The sequence below is a fragment of the Segatella copri genome, from assembly GCF_015074785.1.
Taxonomy (GTDB): Bacteria; Bacteroidota; Bacteroidia; order Bacteroidales; family Bacteroidaceae; genus Prevotella.
Map to the genome: position 1 here is coordinate 376191 of NZ_CP042464.1, position 18317 is coordinate 394507.

The 18317-nt window shown below is 42.6% G+C and carries 11 protein-coding genes; 4 read left to right on the top strand and 7 right to left on the bottom strand.

The window, feature by feature from the left end:
* Positions 1-92 precede the first annotated feature (92 nt).
* From FO447_RS01540 to FO447_RS01555, 4 genes are all read left to right on the top strand, one after another.
* Positions 93-440, top strand: coding sequence for a helix-turn-helix domain-containing protein (locus tag FO447_RS01540; RefSeq protein ID WP_117695123.1), 348 nt, complete (start codon positions 93-95; stop codon positions 438-440).
* A gap of 5 nt (positions 441-445) precedes the next feature.
* Positions 446-1399 carry an IS3 family transposase gene (locus FO447_RS01545; protein ID WP_118417203.1) on the top strand — a complete coding sequence of 318 codons (954 nt, stop codon included), beginning with the start codon at positions 446-448 and terminating at the stop codon, positions 1397-1399.
* A 387-nt stretch (positions 1400-1786) separates the two neighbouring features.
* Positions 1787-3154, top strand: coding sequence for an ATP-binding protein (locus tag FO447_RS01550; RefSeq protein ID WP_117586118.1), 1368 nt, complete (start codon positions 1787-1789; stop codon positions 3152-3154).
* A gap of 1149 nt (positions 3155-4303) precedes the next feature.
* Positions 4304-5248, top strand: coding sequence for a hypothetical protein (locus tag FO447_RS01555; RefSeq protein ID WP_200758618.1), 945 nt, complete (start codon positions 4304-4306; stop codon positions 5246-5248).
* Between the two features lie 88 nt (positions 5249-5336).
* On the opposite strand, the gene FO447_RS01560 is transcribed toward FO447_RS01555, so the two are convergent.
* From FO447_RS01560 to FO447_RS01590, 7 genes are all read right to left on the bottom strand, one after another.
* Positions 5337-6401 carry a hypothetical protein gene (locus FO447_RS01560; protein ID WP_118139183.1) on the bottom strand — a complete coding sequence of 355 codons (1065 nt, stop codon included), beginning with the start codon at positions 6399-6401 and terminating at the stop codon, positions 5337-5339.
* Between the two features lie 6 nt (positions 6402-6407).
* Positions 6408-8768: a cellulase family glycosylhydrolase gene (locus FO447_RS01565; protein ID WP_200757363.1), complete on the bottom strand. Its 2361-nt coding sequence runs from the start codon at positions 8766-8768 to the stop codon at positions 6408-6410.
* A complete protein-coding gene (locus FO447_RS01570; protein ID WP_118154026.1) occupies positions 8765-9220 on the bottom strand; it encodes a T9SS C-terminal target domain-containing protein in 456 nt (151 codons plus the stop codon). Before FO447_RS01570 ends, FO447_RS01565 begins: the two co-directional genes overlap by 4 nt.
* Before the next feature lie 110 nt (positions 9221-9330).
* Positions 9331-11346 carry an IPT/TIG domain-containing protein gene (locus FO447_RS01575; protein ID WP_118154023.1) on the bottom strand — a complete coding sequence of 672 codons (2016 nt, stop codon included), beginning with the start codon at positions 11344-11346 and terminating at the stop codon, positions 9331-9333.
* A 71-nt stretch (positions 11347-11417) separates the two neighbouring features.
* Positions 11418-12722 carry a glycan-binding surface protein gene (locus FO447_RS01580; protein WP_234699039.1) on the bottom strand — a complete coding sequence of 435 codons (1305 nt, stop codon included), beginning with the start codon at positions 12720-12722 and terminating at the stop codon, positions 11418-11420.
* Positions 12723-12750: 28 nt separating this feature from the next.
* The gene (locus tag FO447_RS01585) at positions 12751-14547 is read right to left on the bottom strand and encodes a RagB/SusD family nutrient uptake outer membrane protein (protein WP_119237175.1); all 1797 of its coding nucleotides are present in this window, start codon (positions 14545-14547) and stop codon (positions 12751-12753) included.
* A gap of 25 nt (positions 14548-14572) precedes the next feature.
* On the bottom strand, positions 14573-17881 hold the full coding sequence (locus tag FO447_RS01590; RefSeq protein ID WP_200757365.1) for a SusC/RagA family TonB-linked outer membrane protein: 3309 nt from the start codon (positions 17879-17881) through the stop codon (positions 14573-14575).
* Positions 17882-18317: the final 436 nt, after the last annotated feature.

Below are 18317 nucleotides of genomic sequence, written 5' to 3' on the forward strand. Positions count from 1 at the left end.
TGTAGAGAGGGCGTAGCCCGAACGTAAGGGCACACAACTTGCCGAAGCACGGTTATCTTATCGTCAAGTATTCACCAGAAAGGAAACTTTTTATGGCAAAGCATTTAAATCCATTGGAAAAGGAGTTCTTGATTCGTAAGTTCAAGGGAAACTCCAAAGTTAAGCTCAGTGATTTCTGCAGGGCAAACAATGTCTCGGAAACTTCTTTTAAGAAGTGGCTGAAGCAATATGAAGAAGCAGGCATAGAGGGGTTGGCTCGTGCTGATGCTGAGATTGGGAACATACTTCCTGAGGGCATTGACAAAACCAAGGAGGGGTATAAGCGAGAAATCCTACGCTTGCGTATTGAGAATGAACGGCTCAAAAAAAAATATCTGGTGAGGCAGAACGAGGATGGGCAAACGGAGTATGTTCGTTTAAAAATGAAGAGTTCAAAATAGTGGACATGCTATCGCACGAGTATCCTGTCAAGGATATCTGCAAGATGATGGGAGTAAGTCGGTCGGGGTATTACAAGTGGCTTAGAAGAGAGCCTTCATCCCGTGAGATCAATCGTGAGTTCATGGTGGGTGTGGTTGAGGACATACACTCGGAACACCCTACACATGGCTACAGGTGGGTGGCAGCGTACATAAGAATCAATTTACAGTTGAGTATCAGCGACAATTTCTCTTATAAATGCTTCCAATATCTTGGTATTCAGTCACAAACGAGACACAAGATACATTACAAACCACGTAAGGTAAAGGATAAGTACCCCAACCTCATTTATTCCACGTGGGACACGGTAGACAGACCTCGACAAGTTATCGTCTCTGACATGACAGTCATCAAATACTCTTGGTTCTTCTTTGAGTTGACCATGTATTTCGATGTCTTTACGAAAGAAATCCTAACGTGGCATGTGGCTGAGAGACGTGGACATAGAGACCAGTACATTGATGGGCTAAATGATGTCATCAACCTGTTGAAGGGCACAGATGAGCCAACTGTTCTTCATACGGACCAAGGTAGCGTGTATGCTTCGCTCGCCTATAATGAGCTGATAAAGGACACCTTGATTGTGAGGTCTATGTCCAGGGCAGGAAAGCCTACAGACAACCCTGTGAACGAATCCCTCAACGGATGGATAAAAGAGGAATTGTTCATAGACTTCAAGATTGAGACATGTAATTCAAGAGAGGAGTTCGAGGAGGCCTTGGACGCATACGTGGATTATTACAATGAGAAAAGACCATGTTATGCTATCGGCTATGATACGCCAAATAATTACAGGAAGAGGTTTTATAAAGGGGAGCTTCCAAGAAAGGACACTTTTGGGAAGCGAGAGGCTAATGCAACACCGAAGTTCATCACAGAACGGAAGAAAATGGCTGGAAATGAGAAAAATAAAGAATAATGTTCACTTTTATAAAGAAAAACTTGCAAATATGGATGAGATTGTCTACTTTTGCAAATGAAAAGGAACGAAATTTGATAGATATGTGTACTTTTAAAAATATAAATAATTAATAATCATTTTTTGTGTCCACTTTGGGGAACTGCTACAAGTATAAGACAAAAACCTCTGACTTTTTTATAATTTAAAATCAAAAAACCTCTGACTTTTTTATAATTTAGCATCAAATAACCTCTGACTTTTTTATAAAAAAGCTTAATTGATTGGCTTTTATTCAGATAAAAGTGCTATCTTTGCATAAGATAAGCTGCACTCGGCAATCAGAAAGCAAGCTTTCATTGCGCTCGTTTGCATTATCTTTGCATTGAAAATCAATAATATAGAGATATGAAGTATCTGAAAAGACAAATAGATAAAGAGTTTGAAGCGTGGAAAAGTTCTGTAGAGCATAAACCATTGCTTGTGAGAGGAGCAAGGCAGGTAGGTAAGTCAAGTGCCATTAGACACTTGGGAGAGTCCTTTCCTTATTTCTTGGAAGTTAACTTTGAGCGTGATAAGACTGTCAAGGAATTCTTTGATGGAGATTTAAACGTGAAGTTTATTTCGGAGCAATTGTCGGCATATTTCAAAGTTCCCGTTATTCCTGGCAAAACCTTGTTGTTCTTAGATGAGATACAGGCATGCCCTAATGCCATCCATAGCTTGTGGTTTTTCAAGGAAGATTATCCTGAACTTCATGTAGTGGCGGCTGGATCGCTGTTGGAATTTGCATTGAAGGATTTAGGTGCTTATGGAGTAGGGCGTATCCGCTCGATGTTTGTATATCCGATGTCTTTTGATGAATTCCTTTATGCTTTAGGTGATGATGGATTGGTAAGTATGAAACGGAATGCAACCTCTCAAAAGCCATTGATGAATGTCTTCTATGAGCGATTAGTGGAGAGGTTTCGTTCATTCTTGCTTATAGGTGGTATGCCTGCTGCTGTGGCTAAGTACGTTGATACGAATAGTTATTTGGAAGTAGACTCTGTGCTTAGTGAGTTGAAGCAAACTTATATAGATGATTTCGTGAAATATAAAGCAAAGGTCAATCCTGTTTTGCTGCGTCAAACATTGTTTAGTGTGGCTCATCAAGTGGGGAGTAAATTCGTGTTTAGCCAAGTGGAAGGGGGATATACGACTGCGCAAGTCAAGAATGCTTTGGAGATGCTTAGAGATGCTGGTATCATTATACCTGTATGGCATACTGCGGCAAATGGCATTCCGCTTGGTGCAGAGATTAATCCGAAGTTTGTGAAGTATAATCTGATAGATCATGGCTTTCTCCTCAATCTGTTAGGAATAGGAGACTCTACTAATTCTATAGTGAAAGAACTATTGGTTGACAATGCTGCAGACTTAGTTGATAAGGGTAGTTTGACGGAGATGGTGGCAGGATTGGAATTACTAAAGTATATGTCGCCTAATGAGCGCCATGACTTATACTATTGGCAAAACTTGACTCGTGGAACCGTTTCGGAGGTTGATTATGTCTTGTCTCGTGGCATTGACATTGTTCCGATGGAAGTGAAGTCTGGTTTACGAGGTTCGATGGCGAGTCTTTATGTTTTTATGGAAAAAGAGCATATTAAGTATGCCATTCGCTGTTCTTTGGAGAATTTTGGGGAGTTTGTCAGCCCCAAAGGGAAGAAGATATTAGTCAATCCTCTTTATGCTATTTCTAACTTGTTTTCTTGTGGTGAAAGACTTCTGTAGGATTTTTTTTCGTAAAAGAATTGCCATATTGCCATATAAGCTGGTAACAGCCTGATTGTTAGTTGATACCGATATTGCAATAGCTTTTTAATTGCCATAATCTGCCATATATTGCCATAAAAATAGCGATACTTAGGTGTTTTTTCGGTTCAATGCCTATTGTTTTTGATGCTATTTTTCCCGTATAATCTCCAATGCTGTTCCCGAAATTGCGTCCCGACGTAGCATCTGGTACGTCCCGACGTGATAACAGACGCGTCACGACGCAGCGCCAGATACGTCGCGATGTAATTTCGGATACATCCTGTCCAGATTCAAGTGAGCCTCATTTGAACTATCGCAAGTGTTTCAACAATGATATGCAGTATCTGGTAATGTGTAGTGAGAATATTGTGAGGGATAACCCCAAATCGTGATGGATAGCGTGATGGATATTTCCGTTTTCGAAGTATCCGTCACGCTATTTAAGCGTCTGTATATTAGTATGTTAAGAAGCTTAGGAGTACAAATCGTGATGGATGATAGATGATTACATAAAACTTATTCACGAATACGGCTGCATCGGGTTATAAATACGGCTGCATCGGGTTATAAATACGGCTGCATCGGGTTATAAATATGGCTGCGTCGGGTTACGAATATGGCAGCGTCGGGTTACGAATATGGCAGCATCGGGTTACGAATATGGCTGCGTAGGCTAACGGAGACGTATCTGTAAGCTTATCGAGACGTCTGCATCAGCTAACAGAGACGTCTGAACTCGCTAACTGAACTACTTGAGTTGCTTGATTGAACCACTTGAGTTAGCTGACTGAACCACTTGAGTATTCTTCTTCATGTGCTTGCATGCAACCATAAAACTTTTTCAGCAACTTTTCCCGGAAGTATGGAAGAAGGCAGAGTTGAAGGCAAACATGAGGCCAACACAGAAACGGCCTTCAGCCCGTACTGAAATCACATGCGAAAGTTTAGTTTAGATAAATTGCATCAAATTCTAAAAAAAAAATGGCATGTAGAAAGAATAGTATTGATAATGAGCAAGATAATATCATGTATTTCGCTACTTTTGTCGTATATTTGCCACGAAAAGAACCAATAAACGTGTTGATTCTAAAAACAATATTTAAACCTATAAAATATATAAAGCTTATGAAAAAGTTATTTACTCTAGTGTGTGGCGTATTATTTGCTATGTTTGCTAACGCAGCTACTCTTGATATTGGAGAGCCAAGCAACAATGTGAAGGATGGTGAAACTGTTTGGTATGATGCAACGACCAAAATTATTACATTCCACGAAAAATGGAGCTATCGCCCAGGATGGTGGCTTGGCAGTAAGGATTGCTCTGATTACGATGATTTCGTGTTAGAGATTGAAAATTCTGATAAGGTTAATGTTCAGGTTGTTGTAGAATATGATGCCAAAGGTGATGATGGTAAAACAATTTGCTCAACAGCAATGGGTACAGACAATAAAATTACTGTTCCACTGAATGCAGACCATAAGAACGTTGTTCGCCAGATTTATTTGCAGTGTGCAGATGATGCTCCTAAGACAGTCACTTTCAAGAGTGCTTATTTCCAAAATGCGGTTAAGCATACTGAGGTTGAATTGACATTGGTTGAAGGTCATACTATTTTGGCTTCAGAATTTGACAAATATGCTGATGATACAAAGGTGAAACTAAGCTTCGAGAATACGACAGATCCTTATGTATCTCGCAATGGTTGGGGGATTGGTGGATTTGCCAATTCTGATAATTGGAGTCCAACCTATGAATTGAATGCTGCTGATGGTAAGAATTTTGATATCTTTGTTACTGTTGGTGATTTCAAGAAGGCTGCCAAAAATGGTACAGATGCTTATGTTGATGGTGAATCTCATAAGGGTGGTGTAACTTTCAATATCTATAATAATTGCAAGTTAGTTCACGCTTATGTATTATTGGTAGACAATACTCCAGCTAATATATCAAATGCGCTTGTAGCTCCAGCTGCTAAGAATGCTCCGGTTTACAACCTCGCTGGTCAGCAGGTTAATGCATCTTATAAGGGTGTAGTAATCAAGAATGGTAAAAAGTATGTTCAGAAATAGTATAGAGTTATATTTTTAGTTTGTTGAAAAGAAAAGAGAGGGTATGTGAATGCCCTCTCTTTTTGATTTTATCCGTTTCGAACATTGATTAATGTTCAAGATATAGTCCGTTTAGCTTTTCCAGGAAAACACAAACTTCATCATTTATCATTTCCATGAACCCATGAGTCTTCTTGTTCGATACACCAGGATATGGAGTATAGTAATGCTCCTCAATCGGTTCTCCTTGGTTTCTGCCAAACATCAGGTAAGCTATGTGATGCTGCTTGAGTACTGTAAGCAATGTCTCTGAAAAAATACTGGAATCACCAATAGATTCTACTCCTGTTGTCAGTCCGAAGGCATTGTTGTGGTCTTGGGCAAAAGGCAGAGCCTGCTTCACAATCTCCTTGATGCTCTTCTGGTAGAGTGGGAGGTCGATGGCATTTTTGCTTTGCAGATATGTCACGTTGATCACATCAATCTTGTTGTCCGGATAGCGATCCATCAGATTCTTGCCCGGCTGGTAGGTTTCAGAATAACTATAAACTACATTCGTTACATTCTCGTCATCCAAGAGATCCTGTATCTTCTTGTAAAGACTGATATAGTCGTCTTTGCTGAGTTTACAGTACCATGTCTTACCGTCTACAGGAAGAAGATTGAGTACTACAGGTGCTTTGATACCATAACCATCTTGCAGTGTATCAAGATATTTGGCAACCTGTTTGGTATATTCCTCCAGCATATCATTATTGCCGTTATAATCAGGCATTGTCCAGTTCATGATGAGTAAGCCTCCCTTACGAAAGTGTTTCAGCACATCTTCCCGGATAGCCTTGAACGGAACACCGTCTATGTTCTGTGATTTTCCATTTTCAATGCCAGCCAACTCATATCCATTTGCAGCCGGTCTGTAACCGCAGAGAGTTTTCAAGTCGCATCGGTCGCTGTCACTTTGCCAGCGATTCCAGCCTATTCCGGTTAAGGTTCCATACATCTGGCCTATCAGCGTACCTTTGTTGGCATACGCCTTGATGTTGGTTTTCAGATTCTCTGTGCGGGTTGTGAGACCGCTCATGGCAATCTCATCATACGATTTCTTTTTCTTCTCACCGCAGGATGAGAAAGCCATGAGGGCCGCGAACATCAATATAATATATTTGATTCTCATAATTTGTTATTCATTATAAGCCTTTTTCATAGCTTCCACTACTGTAGGGAGTGTCCACTGAGGAACCGTTCTGTCTTTTTCGCTGAAGATGCTCATCCAGTAGAAGGTCGCTACGCCGTATGTCTTTGCCTGCTTCACTATGTCGGCAGCCTGGTCGGCAGCAGCCTGAATCTCGCTGGCAGAACTGTTTTTGCTGACACTCTTGCTTCCGTGAGTACCGTATTCACCGATGATGCAAGGAATGCCCTTGCTGATGAACTTCTTGTTCAGGCGGGTGAACATATCAGCGATTTCCTTGCTGCAGGAAGCATCCCACTTGCCTTTGGCAAACCAATCCCATGGAGCATAGGTGTGAACTTCTACGGCGATATGCCCCTCTACCTTGTCGGTAGGGATAGTGAGGTTGTTCAAAACCTCGTCTCCGTTAGCTGCTGCATAGGTATTGACGATGAGGTTGCGGGTCTCGTTGTTGCCACCGGTAGCACGTACTGCATTCACGAAACTCTGGGCATATCCGTTCAAACCCTTATAGCTGCTAGCATTCTTTGGCGCATTCCAGGTGTTGTCTGCATCAAGCATCTCGTTGTAACCTTCGAACACCAGATGATGGTCGTAGTTCTTGAAACGGGTGGCAATCTGGGTCCAGAGATATTCAAACTTCTCCTTGTTCTCCTTATAGTTGGCTTCATCAGCCTTGATCCAGTGCTTCACATCCTTATCGTCTGCACCTGTATCATGGTGAACATTCAGGATGCAGTACATTCCGTTATCAATGACGTAATCAACGATTTCCTGTATTCTGTTCATCCAGGCTTCATCCACGGTTCCGTCTGCCTTCATGTGCTGGAACCAGGTAACGGGGATGCGGACGGAATTAAAACCGTTCTTCTTCAGGAAATCTACCATCGGTTTGGTCGTTGGCTCCTGTCCCCAAGCTTTCTCGAAATCAGTAACAGAATTGCTGTTCATGTTCATCCACATGGCTACCACATCTGTGCAGTTGCCGAAATTGGTACCGATGCCCATGTTCTTCACAGCATCTACTGCGCTTTCCTCTACGTAGTTGGCATTCAGGTTCACCTGGTCACGGGTAATCACGTTCTTGCTGCTCAATGCTGCCTTCCACCAGTCGTTGGATGGCATGTTGCTTCCATACCAAGGCATGAAGAAACTCCATTTCGCGCCAGCGTTCCAAGCTTCGTCAATACCTGCTGTAGCTGTATTGTTGTTGGCATCAGTTCCGCACTCAGCCAGAGCGATGAGTTTACCAGGATAGCGTGCCTGAATCTCCTTGAACTCCTGAGCCTGCTTGGCAGCATCATAACCGTAGAGGTCGCGACCGATGATATCTACATACTTGTCGCCAGGATACCAGTCGGCATCATTGTTATAGGTATTTGCATCGCCATTGTAATTCTGTGTGGTCCAAGCCCAAATCAGGTTGTGGATTCCCTTGTTCTGGAAGTAATCAAACATGGTCTGCCAAAGCTTTTTGTAAGTTTCGGCACCATTATATCCCCACCAGAACCAGGACTTACCCCAGCTGGCACCTGATTTCAGACAGGCATTACCGGCAGCTTCGTGGAATGGTCGCCAAATGGCAACAACGCCTGCATCCTGCAACTTCTGCAGAACTTCCACCACCTTGTCCATCTCCTGATAGAACCATTTGTTCTCCCAAGAGCCAGCAGTAAATACGTTGGCTGCCTTGAAGGTGGTTTCGGATGGGGTGCAGGTCACACCGCTTCCATCTGTTCCCAGAGTGGTGCTTTCTGTCTTAGGCACGTTGAAGTGCCACATCAGCGATACCAGTCCGCCCTGGTCTGCCCAGTTGGTGACAGGAGTGATGTCGTTGTAGTTGATCCAGCCGTTGGAACCCTGCTTAGGAACATAGATATGGATAAAATCATAGCAGTTCATGGCAGGGTATTTGCCTGTTGCCTTATAGATCTTGTCAGCCTCCTGGGTGTTCCAATTGACGTTGGCGATGACCGAAGAGATGGTCTTGCTGCCATAATTCAGCTGCAGATATTTGTAGAGACGCTTGGTCTTTTCTGTAGCTGAAGGGTCGGCGAGATTCACATTGCCTACTTCGCTTTCGTGATAGATAGAGAAGGAGATGTTGTTGATGTCGTTGATGTCGTAGGTTTCGAAAGCACCATAGTCTTCCAGACCCGTCATCACGAATCCCACTTTACCATCTGCAGAGTGTGTGATTTTAGAAACTGGAGCCTGTCCGTCTGCTGTCAGATCCCAGACTTGTGATGTACCATTCTTTAGGTTGATGGTCAGCTTGTCTCCTTTCGTTTGTGCCAAGGCAGTGAATGAAATCATTACTGCTAGGAGTGAGAGTAATAGTTTTTTCATTGTCTTGCTACTTTTATGGATTTGTTATTGATTTTGATAATATAGACCCCATGTGTCAATTCACTGAGATTGATGATGGTCTTGTCGCCAGCTGTGATAGGAGAGAGTTTGATGTTCTTCCCATCCAGTGCGAAGGCGCTTACCTTGTTGTTGGTACCATCCACGATGATACGGTCACCTTCGAAGGCAAACTTGTTGTTGGTTTCTACCTGCTTGATGCCTGTCGTTGTACCATAAGTGAAGGTGGAAACCTTCCATAGTTCATAGCTGGCAGCAGTAGCTGTAGATGTTACAGTCATCTTATCATCTCCGAAGGACACTTCCGGTAGCGTGCTCAGTGCAAACTCTATCTTGCTACCATCGTTGAATGATACAAACAGCGACTTGCCGTCGGCAGCTTTGGCTGAGATGCAGCTCAGAGCTATCAGTAAGGATAATGCTATTTTCTTCATATCGGGTTGATGTTTTGGTTTTAATTAAAAATGTGGCGCAGTTGATCTAACTACGCCACAAATTTACGAATTATATTTCACATAAATGCGTTTTTTATGTTAAATATCACTTATGGGAGGATAACAATCTTGTTTGCTTTCCCTAAGTCACCTTGGATAATGAATGCAGTGTCGCTCCAACCGTCAGAAACATTGTTGATGGCATTCATCATTTTGTCATCAAATTCTTGTACAAGCTGAGCTTCTGTTCCGTTCCAGTCTGCAATTGTATAAAGACCAGCCCAATTTGCGTCATTGATTTGAACTTGTCCTGTAACACTTGCATCCTTATAAATTATCAACTTAGAACCCTTCTTTACGCCAAGTTTAATAAGATCTGCTTTGTTGAGACGGAATTTACCCGTACCATCGCCCCAACTGAACACAAATGGATAGGTAATGGCTGTGCCAGCTTCATTTTTGGCAAAGTCAGCTATGTCTTTCTCTGCAGGAACCACCTTGAACTCGGGACCCTCAATCTTGTTGCCGTCTGGGTCTTCCATCACGATCTTGTATGTACCTACTTCTGCTGTGGCAGGAACCTGGCAGACAATCTCTGTGTTGGTGCGAGATGTATAGCGGTTTACCTTGTAAGAACCGATGTAGAGGTTCTGGATGTTCTGGAAGTTCTTGCCAGTGATGGTGATGGTTGAACCTGCGATAGCCTCACCTGGTGTAACAGATGCAATAGCTGGATCTGTTGCTGCCTTAATGCTCAATTGACTATCGATGTTGACAGTAGTACCATTCTTCAGGTTGAGCTTGAAGCCTGAACCGGCGCAGGCTGCAGGAACTGTTACTGCGATAGCATTGGCTGTACCCTTGAAATCATCTACTGTCATGTCTACATCGCCAGGGAAGGTGATGCTCTTCACGAGGTCGAGATCTGTACCTTTGATGATGGTCTTCTCGCCAGCTGTGATGGCTGCAGGAGCGCAAGCGGTAACGGTTGGCTTAACCAATTTATAGGCTACTGTTACAGTCTTACCATTATCAAGACTCAAAGTGATGTCGCCTTCCTGTGCATCCTCTGGTACTGTAGAAGTAACCTTTGTTGTCTCAACCTTGTTAAGCTTAGATTCCTTGGCGTTAGGGAATGCGATGCCTGTAATCAGATCCATATCCTTACCGCTGATTGTTATCTCTTTACCATTCTTGATAGGGGAAGGAGTTGCAACGAGTTGGCTAGGAACAACGGTTGTAATCTCACCGAAAGGAATTCTTATACCGCTTTTTGTTACAGCTGTAATTTCACCGTCTGCTACCTTAGAAGAGATAATGAAGGTAATCTCAGAAGCTGTTTGTGACTTGAAGTCAGCTGCTTCTACGGTTGCACCATTCAACTCAATGCTTGCAATCTGATCAAGTGAAGTACCTCTGAGGACCTCTGTTTCACCAGCCTTGATGAGAGACTTACCGATAGCATTGTTTGCATCGATTTCAGGAGCATTGATACTTAAAGCACCTTCAGAATACATATAGTTGTTTCCATCGCTAATCTGGAATCTGCCTTCTCCTGCTTCTGCTGGGATTACCAGCTGAATCTGATAGCGGGTCTGAGATTTAAAATTCTCGGCATCCATAGTTGCGCCATTGGCAAAAATGACAGATGTAATATTGTTGAGATAATCGCCTTCAATAGTGAGGACGTCTCCAACATTACCTACCAGGTTTTCCTTGTTTTCACCTACGTAGAAACCTGTGAATTTCAAATTCTCAATGTATGTGATTGGGGTAAGTGTCTTGATTTCACCATTCTTGGCGGTCTTCAATGTAACAATACCTGGTTCACATTTTTCTGCAGGAACTTCAATATTGATTTCTGAGTTTTTTCCTGATGTAACAACATTAATGCTGGTAATAGCTTCTGCACCAGGAAGATCTATTTCTGTAATTTGGTCAAGATTGGCTCCCTTGAAAGTAAGGACACCCCCACGGAGTACAGGGTTTGGACCGTATGATAATACAGATATTTCATTGCCATACTGGTCGGTGTTCAAGTCATCACGGTCGCATGATGTGAACGCAAATGTACTGCATATCAGTAGCAGAACCAACCAGAGGAAAGATTTATTATGTCTTTTCATAATGATTGACGTTTATTGTTTTTGTTTGTTTGCAGTGCTGGCAGTTGGATGGCTGCCAGCATCAGCAAATTTTATTCATTGATAGGGCAAACACGAATGTTATCAACGCAAATTGTTGGTGAGCATTCTACAGTAGCCTCTTTGTATGGTCCTGTATAGAGGAACATGGTCATACCTGTGAGATTCTCAAACTTCAAACCACCCAATTTGTTTCCATATCTGTCGTATGCAAATTCTGATAATGGAATAGAAACAGTCTGCCAGTTTCCTGAAGTGCTGAATGTGTTGTTTGTTGCTCCATACCATGGAGTCCAAAGTGCACGTGGAAGCTTGTCATCTGCAAGATAGTTGTTGTTGCCTGTTGAGTATGTTACCTGGTCGTTACCGGTAAAATATACCTGTAATGACAAGCCTGTCCAATCATTAGGAATGTTAACCTCAAACTTCACTTGTATGTTGTCAACATCATCCCATTTCATCAGCGAGTTCAACTCAGGATAACCTGCAGCCGGCTCTGGCCAGTAGTTGAATGAGTATTCATCTTCAGCCCATGAATCGAAATTAACGGTCTTGCCTCCTAAGTAGTAGTAATTTCCGTCAAGAGGCTGAACTCCTTCAACATCATTCCTCATACGGTTACCATTTTGAATTCCATCACGCCAGCCATGACCTGTTGCTATTGCGTCATCTCCGTCATTATCCCAGTCGAAGAGTATGCAGCGGTCGTCACGGAAATAGAACTTAGACTTACCTTTTCCATACATGCTTTCTACTGTGACAAATCCTTTCTGTGCACCTTCTGGTACCACAAAAGTAACGGCACTCTTGGAAATGCTCTTGAAATCTGTAACATCTACGTTGCCTGGGAATGTGATTTTAAGATGAGCATTCTCGTAATCCAGCAGGTAGTCGCCTTTCAGGGTTACTGTTTCGCCATCTTTTGCAAACTCATTGCTCAATGATGTTACCACCGGTTCTGGTACGAGCGTCTTGAAGTCATATTCAGTACACTCACCATCCTTGTTGTACATGTAGATCTTATTGGTAGGATTGTCAGTAAGAGTCTTTGGTACATCTACAATCAAGGTATGGTCTGTAATCATACTTGTATTCAAAATAGCCTGCTGATCGTTGAAGAGCATTTTTGTTATACTTCTCAAGTTGTTACCGACCAGACAGATACTTGTACCCATGTATGCTCCAGTTAACATGGAATCTTTCTTGGTTACATCGCACAGGCGAACGTAATCAATAGAAGGAGTTCCACCAGCTATTTCATATTTGTCAGGCTCATCCACACAACTTGTAATGCTGAGTCCTGTAAATGCTGTAGCTCCAAGAAGCATGACACTTAATATTTTATTATTTAGCTTCATAATTGTTCTGTTTTTGAGGTTTCTTATATTAATAAGTAAACTGAGAAATGTCAACATGCTGTGGTGCCTCCAGCAAATGAGGGTTCATGGTTGCATCTTCTGTAGGGAATGGGATGGTAAAACTGCTCACCTGAACGTTCTGATGCTTACCAGGATCATCATTGTATCTTACATCGCTGTTCAAGTTCCAAGGACCATCATAGCTACCCTTGTTGTACCATGTCTCATAGAGCGCATTCAGACCATAATACTCATTTCTCTTCTGTGCGTTCAACTCAGCAATTGTTGCATCAGGATCGAAGTAGAACCTGCGTACGTAATCATACCAGCGATCGCCCTCAAGTGCTAACTCCAATCTGCGCTCCTTCCATACATCTTCGAAACTGATAGATGTTGGGCGTTCGTATGTAGATACCGCACGGTTGCGAACTTTGTAGAATGCATCAATGGCAGATGCATCTGTTGTTGAGCCTGCATTGCCAATCTTGGCTTCTGCATAGATGAGATAAACATCTGCAAGACGTAACAGCTGAGTATAGTTACCATAAGCCATCACATCAAAGTCGCAGCCTATATGCAAGTTATGGTCGGCTTTATCACCAACAAGATGCTTGACACATTGTGCTCCTGTTGGACTCTGGAGTTCTCCGTTGCCTGGGTGCTTCTCGTATCCTTTATATACGTGCTTCAGGAAATCGAAACCGCCACAGTCTGTGTAGAAATAGTCGTATTTATCACCAGCCATCATCATGGTAGCCTTACGGCGGATGTCGGTGTTGTTTCTAGTCTGGCTTGTTGGATTATCTCCGAAAGCTTCTATCAGGTCTACTGATGGACCAGCCCATCCTCCCCAGTTGTTACCTGTTTCATCGAAACCCGTAATAGCGAGGTCACTTTGAAGTGAGTTTTGAGATGTCCAAGGGTCACGTGTGGCACGCCAGTGCCATGCGATGAGTGATTCTGGACCTTTGTATGCACCATAGAACATTGCTGGGAAATTAGCTGCAGATTCAAGACTTCTTCCACTGTTGTCAATCACGTCCTTTGCATATTTTGCAGCGTTGTCAAGATCTTCCTGATTGCGCTGGTGATTGGTGGTCTTGATGTATGCCACACTTCCCTGTTCGTAAGTTGTAGTTGCTGGATCGAAACCAGACTTTGTCAGGTAAACCTTGGCAAGCAAGCCTTCTGCGCTGTATTTATCAATACGTCCAAGACCTGTAGGATCTTTTTCCGGTAACAGTTCAATGGCTTTTTTCAAGGTCATGATGATGTAATCGTATACATCCTCTATGTTGGCCTTATACTGGTCATTGTATGTACCGGCACCGATAATGTCTGTGTTGTTATGGATGATTGGCACAGCACCGAATGTACGTACAAGATAGAAGTATGCCATAGCTTTCCATGTCAGGCATTCTCCCATACATGCACTCTTTACGCTTGCGCTTGCGCTGGCACCTTTCAGTTTATCATAAATGGTGTTAGCGTAGGCATTTACTGTCCAAAGTGAATAAGACATATCTTTCAGGTTGGCATTGTTGGCAGATACGTTACAGTTCCAGTATTGAGTATCTTCACTTCCCCACCAATAATAGTTTCCTGACATTACTTCACCAACTTTGAAGAAACCTCTTTGGAAATCATACCATGGCATACTGTACAGAGAATTGGCGCCTTGATAGCACTCTGCATCACCATTATAGAACGTGTCTGCATTGTAGTTGGAATTGTCTGGCTGATCCAGAAAGTCCCCGCAAGAAGACAAGCTGAGACCCAAGACGAATGCGCAAACGGCCGTTTTATATATATTGTATTTTTTCATAATTGTTTATTCTTTTGTTATTTAATTAGAAAGCAAGGTTGATACCGAAAGAATATACCGTTGGTGAAGGATAACGTCCGTTATCTACACCGAAGCTGTATCCCTGTGAATCGGATGTACTTGCACCAACTTCTGGATCATAACCGTCGTAACCGGTAATAGTGAAGAGGTTCTGTATATTTGCATATACTCTCAAACTCTCAATATGAAGGTATCTTGCATACTTTTTAGGCAATGTATAACCTAAAGTGATATTCTTCATTCTCAAGTATGATCCATCTTCAACATATCTGTCACTGATAACGCTAGAGTTTCCGGCTGGGTCACCGATAGCAAGACGTGGAATGTTGGTTCCTGCGTTTACTACATAAATGTTGTCTACGTCATCATACCAGTTGTATACGGTATAGGCATTGTTGCCTTTATAACCATTACTGTAGTCCTTGTTCGGATCAATTGGAGCCAGTACGGCATGATTCTTGACACTTGCACTCTGGTTTACCCAGGCATTGTTCATCTTGCTCATGCTGATATTCAGGTAGTTCATAACCTTGTTTCCTACAGAACCGCTGACGAACAATGTCAGGTCGAAGTCCTTATAACGGAATGTGTTGGTCCAACCAAATGTATATTTAGGCTGTGGATTACCGATGTAAGTCTTGTCGTAATCGTCGATAACTCCATCAGGCTTTCCGTCAGGACCTGAAATATCCTTAAACTTGATATCGCCTGGCCATACGGTTGTTCCCTTATTCAGGGCTCCTTCCTTGTAGCTCTTAGGCTTAGGAGAGTTTTTGATATCTTCAAAATCCTTGTATACGCCATCGGTCTGATATCCCCAGAATTGATAGAGAGGTTTGCCGATGTTACTAACACAGACCACGTCGTTCCACTGGCCATAGCCAATGATGTTGGCATTGGTTGTGCCGCTGAGACCTACCAGTTTGTTCTTGTTCCAAGAAATGTTGAACTCTGTATCCCAAGAGAAGTTCTTGTTAGCAATAGGATGAGCGTTTACTGCCAACTCGAAACCGGTGTTCTTGATCTTACCGTAGTTACCCCAAGGTGCATTAAGACGTGAAGAACCATTGCCTTGAGTACCCATATATGAAGGCAACTGTAAAGGCATCAGCATATCGTTGGAAACCTTGTTGTACCAGTCGAGAGTGAAACCAATCTTATCATTGAAGAGTCCAAGATCGAGACCGATATTGGTCTGTTCCTGAGTTTCCCACTTGATAGAAGTGTTTGGAATATTGGTAGGACGGTATGCTACGCTTGTTTGACCAACAAGGAACTTGGTTACGGTAGTACCCCATTTGTAAGCACCGATATTGGCATTACCAGTCTGCCCCCAGCCAATACGAATCTTACCATTGCTCAACCATTTACCTGCGATGCTCTTGATAAACTTCTCGTTAGAGAAACGCCAGCTTGCTGCAAATGAGTGGAATGAAGCCCAACGGTTTTCAGGACCGAAGTTAGAACTTCCGTCACGACGGAATGTATATGTTGCTAAATAACGGTCATCGTAGTTGTATGTCTCACGTGTAAAGAATGATGACATGGTTGTAACACCGAAACCAGACTTGATACTAGGAGTGCTGGAACCCAAAGATGGCAAATGGATTGTATTGTTTGGCAAATTAGCGTTTGCCTGATAGGTATAATCCCAGTCACTGCGCCAAGCTTCCTGACCCAGCATGGCTGTGAAAGAATGCTTTTTGATACTTCCATTATAAGTAATATAGTTCTTAAACTGCCAATACTTGCTTGTATTCTTCTGCCAGCTTGCAAAGTTTGTGTCCTGGTTCCAGTTGCCTAAGTGCATAGTAGGTGTAAAGACCTCTGCATCACTCCATGACAAGTCGTAACCCAACTCTGTATGCCAGGTGAGGTTCTTTATAGGAGTAATGTCTGCAAAAATGTTACCGGTCAGCTTGTTGCGCTTCATGGTGATATCCTTGCTCAATGCCTGTGCAATAGGGTTTGGTGAAGACCAGCCGTCACGTACTACAGATGTGTAGTTTCCGTCTACATCGTAGATGGCAATATCTGGTGGTGTGGTCAATGCGTATGTAATAACACCTTCTGTACCATCAGCATGGAGCAGGCGCTCCTTGGTTCTTGTGTATGTAGTATTCATACCTATCTTGAACCATTTCTTCAGTTGAGCGTCCAGATTGGCACGTACGTTCAAACGCTTGAAGTTAGAACCGATGATAGTACCATCCTGATCCATCATACCGCCACTAACATAGTACTTAACCTTCTCTGTACCACCTTGTGCAGCAACCTGATGCTGGTGCTGGAAAGCTGTGCGGAATACAGCGTCCTGCCAGTTGGTTCCTCGACCCAAGATAGATGGGTCTGAGAAATCAGGACGTGCCTGATCCTGTGAAATCCATCCGTTGTTTACAAAATCATTATAATATTCTGAGAATTCACGAAGATTCAGAATGTCAATACGCTTTCCCTGGTATTGCCATGCTGCCATGCCGTCGTATGTAAATTTTGCTTCTCCAATCTTACCCCGTTTGGTTGTGATAAGTACAACACCATTTGCACCCTGGGCACCATAGATGGCTGTAGCAGAAGCATCCTTCAGAATTTCCATACTGACGATATCGGCAGGGTTGATAGTTGACATTGGTGATACGGTAGAAACAGAACCGTTTCCTAAGGCATCTCCCAAACCTAATGAACCGCCGCTTGAACCGCCGCCCTGGAAGATGACACCATCAATGACATAAAGTGGTTCTGCACCGGCATTGATTGTTGACTGTCCGCGAACTCGGATTGAGGTAGAAGAACCTGGAGCACCTGAAGTCGCTACAGATGTAACACCGGCAACGCGACCTTGGAAACTCTGGTCTAAGTTTGTGATAATAGAACCTTTGATTTGGTCTTCTCCCATGGAAACAGAAGCTCCTGAGATATCGCTCTTCTTCATGGTACCATAACCTACAACTACCACCTCGTCAAGACTGTTGTTGTCTTCTACCAAAGTGATGTCGTACTTGCTTTGGCCTCCTACTTTGAAAGTTTTGGTAACATAGCCTACGTAAGTTACCTCTACAGTCTGTCCGGCACCTACATTCAGTGTATAGTTACCATCAAAGTCTGTCACTGCGGCATTTTTTGTGCCTTTCACTTTTACTGTTGCACCGATGATAGGACCCATTGCATCGGATACGTTACCAGTAATCTTCTTGGTCTGTTGCACAGCCTGATTCGTTGTGATCTGGGCTGCGAAAGTTTGCTGAGGGGAGATGCCGAGAAGACTCAGGGCAGCTACACTAGCAAGCAACTTTTCTCTACTTTTAAAGTTCATACAATTTTTGTTAGTTGGTTAAAACAGTTTGGCTCTTTCACTTATACGATCGATACGGGAAAGAATCCAAAACGGATTAGTGCTCTCTGATTATTCCTTCGTCATCTTTTTCTGATGAGAAGAAAGGGCTAGAGGCTAGCTCTAGGTTGCATTTACTTTTTCCATTGTTGTGATTATGTTTATTTGTTTTATATTGTTTATTCTAAACCTTTAGGCTGTTTTGTAAATCTGCTGCAAAGATAGCTATTTTTTGCAAAATAGCTTGTACATATTTTGCTGATTACTAATACTTTTCTGCTTTAGTGAAAATAAAATGTAATTTTCGTCATATTTATTAAAGATTAAGTGTTAGCGTTACAATTTATTTACTTGATGGTTGATTTATATTGATTATTCTATTATTTATCTATTATATATTAAGGTACGCGTACATTAT

What these genes read in the sequence shown, in the direction of transcription:
- FO447_RS01540 (WP_117695123.1), top strand. Translation starts at nt 93, where the DNA reads ATGGCAAAGCATTTAAATCCATTGGAAAAGGAGTTCTTGATTCGTAAG.
- FO447_RS01545 (WP_118417203.1), top strand. Translation starts at nt 446, where the DNA reads ATGCTATCGCACGAGTATCCTGTCAAGGATATCTGCAAGATGATGGGA.
- FO447_RS01550 (WP_117586118.1), top strand. Translation starts at nt 1,787, where the DNA reads ATGAAGTATCTGAAAAGACAAATAGATAAAGAGTTTGAAGCGTGGAAA.
- FO447_RS01555 (WP_200758618.1), top strand. Translation starts at nt 4,304, where the DNA reads ATGAAAAAGTTATTTACTCTAGTGTGTGGCGTATTATTTGCTATGTTT.
- FO447_RS01560 (WP_118139183.1), bottom strand. Translation starts at nt 6,401, where the DNA reads ATGAGAATCAAATATATTATATTGATGTTCGCGGCCCTCATGGCTTTC.
- FO447_RS01565 (WP_200757363.1), bottom strand. Translation starts at nt 8,768, where the DNA reads ATGAAAAAACTATTACTCTCACTCCTAGCAGTAATGATTTCATTCACT.
- FO447_RS01570 (WP_118154026.1), bottom strand. Translation starts at nt 9,220, where the DNA reads ATGAAGAAAATAGCATTATCCTTACTGATAGCTCTGAGCTGCATCTCA.
- FO447_RS01575 (WP_118154023.1), bottom strand. Translation starts at nt 11,346, where the DNA reads ATGAAAAGACATAATAAATCTTTCCTCTGGTTGGTTCTGCTACTGATA.
- FO447_RS01580 (WP_234699039.1), bottom strand. Translation starts at nt 12,722, where the DNA reads ATGAAGCTAAATAATAAAATATTAAGTGTCATGCTTCTTGGAGCTACA.
- FO447_RS01585 (WP_119237175.1), bottom strand. Translation starts at nt 14,547, where the DNA reads ATGAAAAAATACAATATATATAAAACGGCCGTTTGCGCATTCGTCTTG.
- FO447_RS01590 (WP_200757365.1), bottom strand. Translation starts at nt 17,881, where the DNA reads ATGAACTTTAAAAGTAGAGAAAAGTTGCTTGCTAGTGTAGCTGCCCTG.